The organism is Stutzerimonas chloritidismutans AW-1, from assembly GCF_000495915.1.
Lineage (GTDB): Bacteria > Pseudomonadota > Gammaproteobacteria > Pseudomonadales > Pseudomonadaceae > Stutzerimonas > Stutzerimonas chloritidismutans.
Window position 1 is genome coordinate 52,448 of sequence record NZ_AOFQ01000072.1, and the last position, 12,149, is coordinate 64,596.

The 12,149-nt window shown below is 63.4% G+C and carries 10 protein-coding genes; 7 read left to right on the forward strand and 3 right to left on the reverse strand.

All coding sequences use genetic code 11. The features are described from left to right. Positions 1-85 precede the first annotated feature (85 nt). Positions 86-2,026 (forward strand): RecQ family ATP-dependent DNA helicase, encoded by a 1,941-nt coding sequence (locus F753_RS47245; RefSeq protein WP_023447051.1) that lies wholly within the window; start codon positions 86-88, stop codon positions 2,024-2,026. A 68-nt stretch (positions 2,027-2,094) separates the two neighbouring features. On the opposite strand, the gene F753_RS47250 is transcribed toward F753_RS47245, so the two are convergent. After that, positions 2,095-4,116: an FIST N-terminal domain-containing protein gene (locus tag F753_RS47250; protein ID WP_023447052.1), complete on the reverse strand. Its 2,022-nt coding sequence runs from the start codon at positions 4,114-4,116 to the stop codon at positions 2,095-2,097. A 329-nt stretch (positions 4,117-4,445) separates the two neighbouring features. On the opposite strand from F753_RS47250, the gene F753_RS47255 reads away from it, so the two are divergent. Then, the gene (locus F753_RS47255) at positions 4,446-6,080 is read left to right on the forward strand and encodes a methyl-accepting chemotaxis protein (RefSeq protein WP_023447053.1); all 1,635 of its coding nucleotides are present in this window, start codon (positions 4,446-4,448) and stop codon (positions 6,078-6,080) included. A gap of 17 nt (positions 6,081-6,097) precedes the next feature. Here the strand turns inward: F753_RS47255 and F753_RS47260 are convergent, their stop codons facing one another. Further along, the gene (locus F753_RS47260; RefSeq protein WP_023447054.1) at positions 6,098-6,292 is read right to left on the reverse strand and encodes a hypothetical protein; all 195 of its coding nucleotides are present in this window, start codon (positions 6,290-6,292) and stop codon (positions 6,098-6,100) included. A gap of 222 nt (positions 6,293-6,514) precedes the next feature. Here F753_RS47260 and F753_RS47265 point away from each other — a divergent pair, with 222 nt between their 5' ends. From F753_RS47265 to F753_RS47285, 5 genes are all read left to right on the forward strand, one after another. Next, entirely contained in the window at positions 6,515-7,432 is a 918-nt protein-coding gene (locus F753_RS47265; RefSeq protein WP_023447055.1) for an aldo/keto reductase, read from the forward strand. Between the two features lie 7 nt (positions 7,433-7,439). Beyond that, positions 7,440-8,765, forward strand: coding sequence for an NTP/NDP exchange transporter (locus F753_RS47270; RefSeq protein WP_023447056.1), 1,326 nt, complete (start codon positions 7,440-7,442; stop codon positions 8,763-8,765). Between the two features lie 60 nt (positions 8,766-8,825). Then, positions 8,826-9,248: an HPF/RaiA family ribosome-associated protein gene (locus tag F753_RS47275; RefSeq protein ID WP_014821952.1), complete on the forward strand. Its 423-nt coding sequence runs from the start codon at positions 8,826-8,828 to the stop codon at positions 9,246-9,248. 111 nt (positions 9,249-9,359) lie between these two features. Further along, on the forward strand, positions 9,360-9,920 hold the full coding sequence (locus F753_RS47280) for a histidine phosphatase family protein (RefSeq protein ID WP_031298447.1): 561 nt from the start codon (positions 9,360-9,362) through the stop codon (positions 9,918-9,920). A 129-nt stretch (positions 9,921-10,049) separates the two neighbouring features. Further along, positions 10,050-11,261: an aldose 1-epimerase family protein gene (locus F753_RS47285; RefSeq protein ID WP_023447057.1), complete on the forward strand. Its 1,212-nt coding sequence runs from the start codon at positions 10,050-10,052 to the stop codon at positions 11,259-11,261. Positions 11,262-11,763: 502 nt separating this feature from the next. On the opposite strand, the gene F753_RS47290 is transcribed toward F753_RS47285, so the two are convergent. Continuing rightward, entirely contained in the window at positions 11,764-11,976 is a 213-nt protein-coding gene (locus tag F753_RS47290; RefSeq protein ID WP_014821949.1) for a cold-shock protein, read from the reverse strand. Positions 11,977-12,149: the final 173 nt, after the last annotated feature.

Sequence of the window (12,149 nt, forward strand, 5' to 3'; positions counted from 1 at the left end):
GACCGGCCGCACATGTCAGCCGCTTTGCAGTACCGTCTCCCTCCTTTTGCTACCCTCCGGCCTCCAGTCAAAGGAGTGACTCAGCATGATCGAACAGACCCTCAGGCAGACTTTCGGCTACGACGGTTTTCGTCCCGGCCAGGATCAGGCCATTCGCGCTGTGGTGGCCGGGCGCTCGGCGGCCGCTATCTTTCCCACCGGGTCGGGCAAGTCCTTGTGTTATCAGCTGCCGGCGCTGCTATTGCCGCATCTCACCTTGATCGTCTCGCCGCTGTTGGCGCTGATGCAGGACCAGCTGGCTTTCCTGCACCGGCACGGCATTGCCGCGGCCAGCATCGATTCGGCACAGAGCCGCGAGCAGGCGAGCGAAACCATGGCCCGCGCCAAGTCCGGTGAACTGAAGATCCTGATGATTTCGGTGGAGCGGCTGAAGAACGAACGCTTCCGTAACTTCATCAGCCAAGTGCCGATCTCGTTGCTGGTCGTCGATGAGGCGCATTGCATTTCCGAGTGGGGGCACAACTTCCGCCCGGATTACCTCAAGCTTCCCGACTACCAGCGCCAATTCAATATCCCGCAGGTGCTGCTGCTCACCGCCACGGCGACACCGCCGGTGATTGCCGATATGCAGGCCAAATTCTCGATTGCGCCGGACGACGTCGTGACTACCGGCTTCTACCGGCCCAATCTCAATCTGCTGGTGGAACCGGTCAGCGGCTTTAACAAGCAGCGCCGGCTTGTGGAATGGCTGGCCGACAAGAGTGGTCAGCCGACCATCGTCTACGTCACCCAGCAGAAGACGGCCGAGCAGGTTGCCGAGCATCTGGCGCAGCGCGGCTTCCCGGCCAGCGCCTACCACGCCGGCATGGCCCATGAGTTGCGTGAGTCGATCCAGCGCCGCTTCATGGCCGGCGAGCTGAACTGCATCGTCGCCACCATCGCCTTCGGCATGGGCATCGACAAGGCGGACATCCGCAACGTGGTGCACTACGACCTGCCCAAGTCGGTGGAAAATTACAGTCAGGAAATCGGTCGGGCAGGGCGCGATGGCAAGCCATCGGACTGCCTGGTGCTGGCCAACCGGGACAGCCTCAGCGTGCTGCAGAATTTCGTCTATGGCGACACACCGGAGCGCGAGGGCATCCGCTGCGTGCTCGACGAGCTGCTGCAGGCGGCTGCTCCTGATCAAAAGGGCAGCGGACAGTGGGAGCTGATGCTCAACCAGCTATCGGACCAGAGCAACATCCGCCAGCTGCCGCTGAAAACCCTGCTGGTGCAGCTGGAGCTGCGCGGCATCATCGCGCCACGCTTCGCCTATTTCGCCGAATACCGCTTCAAGTACCTGCTCGAACCCGAGGTGCTGGTGGCGAAATTCGAAGGTGAGCGGCGGCAGTTCGTCGAGGCCATCGTGCACAGCTCGGCGCGGGCAAGGACCTGGTGCACGCTGGATTTCGATGCACTCTACCAGCAGCACGGTGCGGACCGTGGGCGGGTGGTAAAGGCCCTGGAGTACTTCCAGGAAAAAGGCTGGATCGAGCTGGAGAGCAAGCAGATGACCGACGTCTACGCGCTGCTCGATCCAGACTTCGACGCAGAGGGCTTGAGCATCGAACTGCATGAATACTTCAAGCAGCACGAAGCAAGCGAGATCACCCGCATCGACAACATGCTGGCGCTGTTCGAGTCCAGCGAATGCCTGAGCCAGCGGTTGGCGGCCTATTTCGGGGACCAGCAGACGCCGCAAAGGTGTGGCCATTGCTCGGTCTGTCGCGGGCAGGTTGCGAAACTGCCGGAACCGCCGGCAATGGCGCCGCTGGAACAGATTGACCTGGCCGCCCGCTGCGCCGAATTCAGTCAGCGTTATACGCAGCTGAAGGGCGGTGCGCCCAGCGCCGAGTGCCTGACGCGCTTTCTCTGCGGCATCAGCGTACCGGTGTTCACCAAGCTCAAGGCGCGCCAGATCCCCGGTTTCGCCTCGCTGGAGGCTTATCCCTACGCCGAGGTTCGCGCGCGCCTGACGCGTTAGGGTCTGTTGACGTTTCGTTCGCGGCTCGCGACAAAACGTCAACAGACCCTGGCCATCGGCGCACAGCCTCAGCGCGCGGTCAGGCCGATCAGCCGGTCGGCGACGCCCTTGGTCTGGCGCGAGGTGCCAGCGGTGAGGTTGCTCGAGTTCTCCAGTGCATCGAGCAGCCCGGTCAGCGAGCCGACACCGGCCGATTGCGTCTCGATGTGTTGCGCCACCGCGCGAATCTCGCTGGCCAGGCGGTCGATGTCGGTGCCGATTTCCTCGGCGTTCTTGCCGGTGATCTCGGCCAGCTTGCGCACCTCGTCCGCCACCACCGCAAAGCCGCGGCCCATGTCGCCGGCGCGCGCCGCCTCGATCGCCGCATTGAGCGCCAGCAGGTTGGTCTGCCCGGCGATCTGCTGGATGGTCTGCACCACCGACTGGATGCGCTGACTGGACTGCGCCAGGTCGCGGGCGCTGCTGACCACCTCGTCGGCCTGGTGGACCATCTGCTTGACCGAGCTGCCGGCCTGTTCGATGACGGTGCCCTGTTGGTTGATGTTCAGCGTCAGGTCGTCCATCGAGCCGTGCAGCTCGTTGGCGCACTGGCTCAGCTGTTCGGACATGGACTGCCGCTCATGGTCGGCCTGAGACAGGACCTGGCCAAGGTCGGCCAGGCCGCGGAACACCGGGCGGATGTGTTCGTCGAGGCCATTGATGTCCACCGCGCTGCTGTAGTCCTGGCGCTTGAACTGCTCGATCTGCTTGACCACCACCTGGCTCAGGCCGGTCAGCTTCTTGATCTGCCGGCGCAGGAAGAATGCCTTGAACTCGCCGTGGTAGGCGATGAAGTTGTCGGTGTACTCGTCGTGGAACTCTTCCTTGCCGTTGGTGCGGAAGAAGAACACCGCCGTCAGGGTCTGGTTGAGGTTGAGGCCGAGGATCTCGCCGAAGGTCGAGTAACCGGCCACCGGCACGTCATCGAACACTGGGTCCATGCCGCCCAGTGCCTGCTCGTTGTTCAGTCGGCGCAGGATGCAGTCGTTGAGGATGCCCACCAGCGGCTTGCCGGGCTTGTTGCGCATGAACTGTTGATAGTCGCGGCGGGTGGTCTCGGCCAGCGGGGTGCGCTTGACCATGATCAGCTCTTCGCCGGGGGCGACGTCGCAGAACAGGTGCACGCGCTCGTTGGCGAAGTCGATCTGCGAGATCGAGCGGACGAACACTTCCTCGCCGACGCGAATGGCGAAGGAGTAGTCCGAGAGCCGCTGCTCCAGCTCCTGCGGCGCGCATTTGAGCGCCTCGCACAGCGCCTGGACCATCGTGCGGATGTTGCCGCGTGAGTCGACCACCTGGCTGATGTAACGGTCCTCCAGGGAGGCGCTGAGTACGTTCAGGCTGAGTGGCGTCGGCTCGAAGTTCTGGCTCTTGAACACGCCGAAGCGTACGTCCCGCGCGCACTTGAGGAAGACGATCAGCGCGTGGTTCTGGTAGCTGCGTTTGCCGTCATGCAGCTGGGTCTTCTGAAAATCCAGCTTGCCACCGGCCGAGCCGCCGACGAACAGGCAGGGGAAACGACCGGACTCGTACAGGGCCTCCATGAAGAAGGATTCCGAAGCGGAGAGGCCGTCGAAGAAGATGTTCGCCAGCGTGTCGCGGTAATCGATCTTCATCGACACCTGCACCCGCTTGATCGACGCCGTGAGGCGCGCGATGCGCTCGCCCATCGACAGCCGCTGACCCCCGCCGCGGATGTCCTCGCACTCCAGCGGCACACGGACGATCTCGGCGGCGGCGATGACGCTGGCGTCGAACAGCTGCAACACCACCCGATCCCACTGCGCGCCGGTGGCACAGTAAAGCCGCTGGCCCTCGCTGGACAGCTCGCCCGCGGTGGTACACAGGCTGATCGTCGCCTGCGGAAAGCGCTGCGCTATCTGCCTGGCGACCTCATCCAGATCCACGTGCGGCGAAACGAAGCCGGCAATGTAGGTCGGGTTGAAGCGCAGGGTGGCGAGCTGCTGGGCAAGCTGGTGAGCCGAGCAGAGCAGGCTCGCCGTGCCGCTGGATTGCGTGTGGCCTGGCTTGAATCGGGAGAGCGAAATCATGGGCGTTACTCGCTTGAGGAAGGGAAGCGGGAAACTCGGCCGCTCCCGCACTGATCAGCCGTCGATCAGAGGCTACATTTTTTGTTATCGGCACCCCGGCCGCGAGCTGCATGCCCGTTCGGCGCCGTCACCGTCAGCCACGTTATCGGCCGCCGGATCGAAGATCGCCATGCAACCATGGTCTTCATCCGGAAGTACTGGGTGAGGCGGCGATTCCTCTTGATGTGGCGCAACGGAAGTCGCGCGCGGCTGTGCAATTGTCGACCGGTGACCTGTTGCCGCAGTTGTTGTAGCCGATAGCCAAGGAAAGCCTCTCGAGGAGCGACGCCATGCCCCGTCTGTTCACCGATCTCGGATTCCGCTGGAAGATCACCTTGCCCATTGCGGCGCTGGCCCTATTGCTGGTGCTGATGGGCGTTTTCGGGATGCGCGGCATCGAGCGCGTCACCGATTCCAGCGAGGTCTTGGCCACGCGCCATCTGCCGGCCATCGGTCTGCTGCTCAATGCCGATCGCGACCTGTATCAGGCCTTCGTCGCCGAGCGCAGCCTGCTCGACAGCGATGCTGGCGAGCATGTGCAGGCACTCAAGGCCAGCCATGCGGAAAACCTCAAGCAGGCCTACGACCGTGTGCAGAAGTACGCAGCCATGCAACCGGGCGCCGAGGCACTGGCGCTGGTCGAGCAGTTCAATGGCGGCTTTCAGCAATGGGCCGCGGTATCGCAGCGGGTCATCGAGCAGGTCGATCTCGATCCTCAGGCCGCCAGCGCGCTGAGCTTCGGTGACAGCGAGGTGCGCTTCGATGCCATGCGCGATGCCATCGACAAACTCGGCGAACTCGAAGGCGCAGCCGCCGAGGCCGAGGGCGCGGCGGCGATCGCCGAGGGCGCGGCGACATCGAGCCAGCAAGCTGCGGTACTGGTTATCGGTCTGCTCGGTTGTGCACTGCTCATCCTCGGCCTGCCGCTGGTGGTGCTGCGCCCGATGCGCCGTTTGCTTGATCGGCTGAAGCAGATCGCCGATGGCGATGGCGACCTGCGCGCCCGCCTGGAGGTGCATTCGGCTGACGAGCTGGGCCAGCTCGGCAATGCCTTCAACCGCTTTCTCGACAAACTGCAGCCGCTGATCGCCGAGGTAGGACGGGTTACCGCGGAGGTCGAGAGCGCCGCGCGTGGCATGGCGGCGATGGCTGAAACCAACGATCAGCTGATCAGCAGCGAACACGCCGCGGTCGATCAGGTGACCACCGCGGCGACCGAGATGAGCGCAGCGGTGCACGAAGTCGCGCTCAATGCGCAGAACGCATCGGACGCCGCGCGTGCGGCGGAAACCCAGTCACGCCAGGGTGCGTCGGTGGTCAGCAGTACCATCCAGTCGATCCGCCAGCTGGCCGGGGAGGTCGAAGGCGCATCGCAGACCATCGGTGCGCTTGCCGAGGAAACCGCCAGCATCGGCGCGGTGCTGGAAGTGATTCGCGGCATCGCTGAGCAGACCAATCTGCTCGCGCTCAACGCCGCCATCGAGGCCGCGCGCGCCGGTGAGCAGGGCCGCGGTTTCGCCGTGGTGGCCGACGAGGTAAGGGCACTGGCCGCGCGCACGCAGGCTTCGACCAAGGATATCCAGGCGCGCATCGAGCGCCTGCAGAGCGGCGTCGATAAGGCCGTACAGGCCATGCAGATCGGTAGTGACAAGGCGCGAGACAGTGTCGAGCGGGCATCCGGCGTCGATCAGGTGCTGGCGGAAACCTCCGTGTCGGTGCAGCGCATCAACGATATGGCCGCCCAGATCGCCACCGCGTGCGAGGAGCAGAGCAGCGTTACCGAGGAAATCGCGCGCAACATCACCGATATCCGTGACCTGTCCAACGAGGCGGCCACTTATTCCTCGCAGAGCATGCTCGCCAGTCAACAGCTGTCCGGGCTGTCGAAGACGCTGGCGGAACTGGTTGGCCGTTTCCGCACCTGAGGCCGGGCGCGCTGCCGTTACAGCGAGCCCCACAGCAGCCGACCCAGACCGCTGTCGTTCGGCAGCAGAAGCAGGCTGAGAATGAACACCAGCAGCAGTCCGGCGGCATAGCAGAGGCTGCTCAGCCTGGAGCGTGCACGGGGCGGGCGCGACGCGGCAGGTGCTTTGCCGCCGGGGCTCGGCTGGCGCGACTGGGGTAGGTTGCAGGACATGCTCGGCTCGACAGTTATCTACCCGCCGTCAACGCAGCAGGCATCGGAAGCGGCGCAGTAAAGCGCAAATAAAGGCATATTGCCACCACCGTGGCGTCGCTTCCTTACGCCTTGCGTCGCTCTGAAACATCAGGAAAAGCTCCGTACGTCGCCGGGCCGGTATCGCGGGATGGCTCGACCATACTCAGAGGTCGATACCGCAAACGACCGGAGACCCCACCCATGCCGACGCGCCGCCAGATCATTCAACGTACAGCCGTGGCCGCAGCGATGCTGGCGCTCGGTCCGCTGTTGCCGTCGCTGGTGCGGGCAGCCGAGGCGCTGCGTCGACGCGAGATTCCTTCCACCGGCGAGATGCTACCCGTCATCGGCCTCGGCACGTCACGCACCCATGACGTGGCCCTGGACGATCCCGAGATGACGCGGCTGCTCGAGGTGCTGCGCGTGCTGCTCGATGGCGGCGCATCGCTGATCGATACCGCACCGAGCTACGGCAATGCCGAGCGCGTCGTCGGTGAGCTGGTCGAGCGCCACGGCCAGCGCGACAAGGTCTTCCTCGCCAGCAAGGTATCCTCCAGCGGTCGCGAACGCGGCATGGCGCAGATCGAAGCGAGCTTCAAGGCGCTGCAGACCGACACCATCGACCTGATCCAGGTGCACAACCTGCAGGACACCCGCACCCAGCTCGGCCTGCTGCGCGAACTCAAGCAGGAGGGGCGGGTGCGCTACATCGGCGTGACCCACTACCTGGAGTCGGCCCACGACCGCCTGCTGGAGACGCTGAAGCAGGAGAAGGTCGACTTCGTGCAGTTCAACTATTCGGTGGGCGAGCGCAACGCCGAGAAGCAGCTGCTGCCGTACTGCGCCGACCACGGCATCGCCACGCTGATCAACCGGCCGTTTACCCGTGGCAACCTGCTGTCCAGGGTCAAGGACAAGCCGCTGCCGGCCTGGGCGGTGGAGATCGATGCCAGCTCCTGGGCGCAGCTGCTGCTCAAGTTCATCCTTGCCGAGCCGGCTGTAACTGCGGTCATACCGGCGACTTCCAACCCGCGCTACATGGCCGACAACCTGCTCGCCGGCCAGGGGCGGCTGCCGGATGCGCGACAGCGGCAGATGATCGTCGACGCCTTCCGCTGAGCGCCGAATGCCGACTTCGCTAGCCGCTCGCGGGGCCGCTCTGATCAATGCCCGCCCCGGGGAACTGCGTGCCGCGCTGGCCGGGTTCAGCCTGTTCTTCTGCCTGTTCTCTGGCTACTTCATGCTGCGGCCGATTCGCGAGTCTATGGGCATTCAGGGCGGCGTCGAGAACCTGCAGTGGCTGTTTACCGCGACCTTCATCGCCATGCTGGTGGCGGTGCCACTGTTCGCCTGGCTCAACTCGCGGGTCGCGCGCATCCATTACATCGACTGGGTGTACGGCTTTTTCTGCGTCAACCTGCTCGTGTTCGCGGGGCTGTTCTTCCTGCTCGGAGACAGCGTCTGGCTGGCGCGGGTGTTCTACGTGTGGATCTCGGTCTACAACCTGTTCGTGGTCTCGGTCGCCTGGAGCCTGATGGCCGATGTGTTCGACGCGCCACAGGCGCGCCGGCTGTTCGCCTTCATCGCTGCTGGTGCCAGTGTGGGCGGTCTGGTCGGACCGGCGACGAGCGCGCTGTTGGTCGGCGTGCTCGGTCAGTTCGGGCTGATGCTGCTGGCGGCGCTTTTGCTGGTCGTCGCGGTCGCGCTCAAGCACTACCTGATGGTCTGGCGCGAGGAACGGGGTGCCGGCCGTCCCGGCGCCGAACATGCCGAAAGTCCACGGCGACCGGTAGCGGGCAACCCATTCAGTGGCCTGACGCGGGTGCTGGGCTCGGGCTATCTGCTCGGCATCGCGGCGTTCGTGCTGCTGCTGACGTCCGCCAGCACCTTTCTCTACTTCGAACAGGCAAGGCTGGTCGCCGAGCTGTTTCCGGATCGTGCCGAGCAGGTGCGGGTGTTCGGTGCGATCGATTTTGTGGTGCAGGCGGGGGCGCTGTTATCTCAGCTGTTCATCACCGGTCGGATCGCCCAGCGCTTGGGTGTTCGCGTGCTGCTCGCCGCGGTGCCGGCACTAGTTTGCGTGGGCTTCATCGGCCTGGCCCTGGCGCCGACCTTTGTCGTGCTGGCCGCCGTGATGATCGTGCGTCGCGTCGGCGAATACGCCTTCGTCCGCCCGGGCCGCGAGATGCTCTTCGCGCCACTGGATGCCGAGAGCAAGTACAAGGCGAAGAACTTCATCGACACCGTGGTCTATCGCGGCGGCGATGCCCTGAGCGGCTGGGCCAAGAGCCTGCTCGACAGTCTCGGTCAGGGCGTCTGGCTGATCGCCCTGGTCGGCGCCGTGTGCGCGGCGGTCTGGGGCTTGGTGGGCTGGTTTATCGGCGGACGGGCCGACCGCGCTGGCGCCAAGCCGGATGAGCCGCCTCGGTCGGCAACCGGACGAAGCAGCTGAACCTCGCCGACGCACACGCCTCGAACTCTAGTAGGTACGTCATCTATCAGGAGTAGTCGTATGCAAGTGCAGGTCAATAGCAACCACATCCCTGGCAGCGTCGAGCTGCACGAGTGGGTCGGTACGACCGTTGAGGATCGGCTCGAGCGTTTCGACGACTTCCTCACCCGAGTGGAAGTCCATGTCAGCGATGAAAACGCGCAGAAGGCCGGCGCCGATGACAAGCGTTGCCAGATCGAGGCGCGGCCCAAGGGGCATCAGGCGGTGTCGGTGACGCACAAGGCCGAGTCGCTGCAGCTGGCGGTCGATGGCGCGGCGGACAAGATGCAGCACGCGCTGGAGCATCTGATGGGCAAGCTGGACACCCGCGTACTGTCCAGCGGCGAGTTGAATGATCCGCTGCTCGACGAGCAGCCTCAGGCCGTCAAGGATGCGATGCTCGAAGAGGAATTCCTGGAAAAGCAGGACGAGCTCGACAAGTGACCCCGTCGCCCCGGCCGCGTGCCGGGGCGTTTCCACCCCCTTCATCCTCTTTCTATCCCCCTGCTGCCAGGCATGCGCCTTGGCGGCCGGGCCCGTGTATCCGGTAGCCAGATGCAGATCATCCTCGTGCGGCACGGTAGACCCGACCACGGCGCAGCGCGCTGGAGCACGCCGGTTGGCATGAAAACCTGGGTCGAGCGCTACAACGCTGCGGAGGTCGTCGCCGCCGAGCGCCCGGACAGTCTGGTCGCGCTGGCAGGCTCGGTTGGCATCGTGGTCTGCAGCTCCCTGCAGCGCTGCATCGAATCGCGCTCGCATCTTGAATGCGACTGCTGTGAACTACCTGATCCGCTGTTCGCCGAGCCGCACCTGCCGTATCCCGAGTGGGGACTGCCGCTGTTGCCGTCGCGCTTCTGGCGCCTGGCGTTTCGCACCGCCTGGTTTCTCGGCTTCGCCAGCCATACCGAGCACATCCGCGAATCCACCAGGCGTGCCAGCGCAGCGGCTGATCGGTTGATCGAGCTGGCCGAGGCCAATGAAAGCGTGTTGCTGATGGGGCACAAGATCATGAATGCGCTGATCGCCCGGCAACTTCGTCAGCGCGGCTGGCGTGGCCCCGCTCTGCCGCTGCTCACCGGCTACTGGCAGCCGAGTCGCTACAGCAAGGGCTGAAAGCCAAGCTAGAGCACTCCGTACAGCATGCGTTCCGCCTCCCTTCGGTCATTCGGCAACCGCTTTGGCTTGCCAGATGAAACGTTTCAGCTACCTTGATCAGGAGTCATAACAACAAAGGGAACCCCCATGACCCGTTTGCAGCTTCTCCTCGGCCTGGGCATCTGCCTGGCCACTCCTGCCATGGCCTGGGAACAGGTGCTGATCGACCACGACAAGCCGGCGAAGAACTGGCGCATCACCAGCGAAGAGCTGGGCATCGACGCGTCGACGCCATTCTCGGTCAGCATGCGTACCTTGCATGGCGGCCGGCAGGAAGGCGTCAGCCTGATCGAGATCGACAACGGCAGCATGCGCATGACCGTCGTGCCCACGCGCGGCATGAACGTGCTGGAAGCGGTGGCCGGCGATGTACGCCTGGGCTGGGATTCGCCGGTGGATGAAGTGGTCAACCCCGCCTTTATCGAGCTCAACGGGCGCGGCGGGCTGGGCTGGCTCGAGGGCTTCAATGAACTGGTCACCCGTTGCGGCTTCGAGTGGGTCGGCCACCCCGGCGAAGACAATGGCGAACTGCTCACGCTGCATGGCCGTGCGGCGAACATTCCGGCCTCGCGGGTGGTGCTGCAGATCGACGAGAAGCCGCCCTATGCCATTCGCTTGCGTGGCGAGCTGCAGGAGAAGGCCTTCAAGAAACTCGAGTTCGCAATCCTCACCGAGCTCAGCACAGAGCCCGGCCGCACCGGATTCTCGTTGCACGACACGCTGACCAATCAGGGCGACTACGCCAAGGAATATCAGGTGTTGTACCACACCAATTTCGGCACGCCGCTGCTGGAGGAGGGCGCGCGCTTCGTGGCGCCGGTCAAGCAGGTCTCACCGTTCAACCCCCGCGCGGCGAAGGAGCTGAGCGACTGGCAGCGCTATCGCGGCCCAACCAGGGACTACGACGAGACGGTGTTCAACGTGGTGCCCTATGCGGACGAACAGGGCCAGACCCTGACCATGCTGCACAACCGCGCCGGCAATCTCGGCGTCAGTGTCGGCTTCAATACTGCCGAGCTACCGGTGTTCTCGCTGTGGAAGAACACCGATACCGAGAAGCAGGGCTACGTGACCGGTCTCGAACCAGGTACCAGCTTTTCCTACAACCGCCGCTATCAACGGCCGTTGGGATTGGTGCCGAAGATTGAGCCAGGTGAGCAGAAGCATTTTCGCGTGAGTTACGAGCTGCTGGTCAATAGCGCCGCAGTCGACGCCGCGCGCAAACGGATCGAAGCGGTACAGGCCGGTCGCGACACTGAAATTCGTGACGAGCCGCTGGTTGACCTGTCGAAGGACTAATACGTCTGCTGGACAGGTTTCGCGCGTTTTGGATCTCGTCGCAGCGATGCACCGTCGATTACGATGCATCGCTTGCTCAGGATGGCTCTACGTCGGGCCTTTCAGGGCGACTGCGAGGCGTTCCTTGGGTCTGAAAGTTCCCCGGCTCCTGCAGCTATAGCAAAAGGCTTACAAGAGGCTGAGGCGTTCGACCCTTTAACCGTCCACCGCGTGTAATTAATCTACACCCACTCTGAAGCGCAGGACGCGCTCAGGATCAGGAAGATCGACCATCGCCAGGACGGCAATCGAAGGGAATTCGGAAAGGTCAGAAAAAACCCGCTTCGGCGGGTTTTTGCTTTTCTGACGTATTCATATGCCGCTGGCGCTGAACGTCGACCGCGCCTATTTGCGACATTCAGAATTCGCACCCATTATTTTCCGATTATGGGAAAGCCGTTGCGTCAGATATTACGGACGAAAAAAAGCCCCGCCGAAGCGGGGCTTTTTTGTATCAGGCGTCTTAGGAGACTTGAACCTGATCAGCCTGCATCCCTTTCTGGCCTTTGGTAGCCATGAAAGAGACCGCTTGGCCTTCGCTCAGGCTTTTGAAGCCTGTGCTTTCGATTGAACGATAATGAACGAACAGATCTTCGCTGCCATCGGTCGGCGTAATAAAGCCGAAACCTTTTTCATCGTTGAACCATTTGACTGTGCCATTTTGACGAGTAGACATGAGTATCTCCCAAGGTGTTTTAAGGCTGCAGCACTGAAACATTCGGTGCCGAGACTGAGAAGCGAGAAGCAAAACGAACCGAGGAGATGAAACAGAGAAACATCATGCCGGGTGTCGAAGTGTTAATTGCGAAGCAGTGGGGGCGAATATACGTAGATTTAAATATATGTACA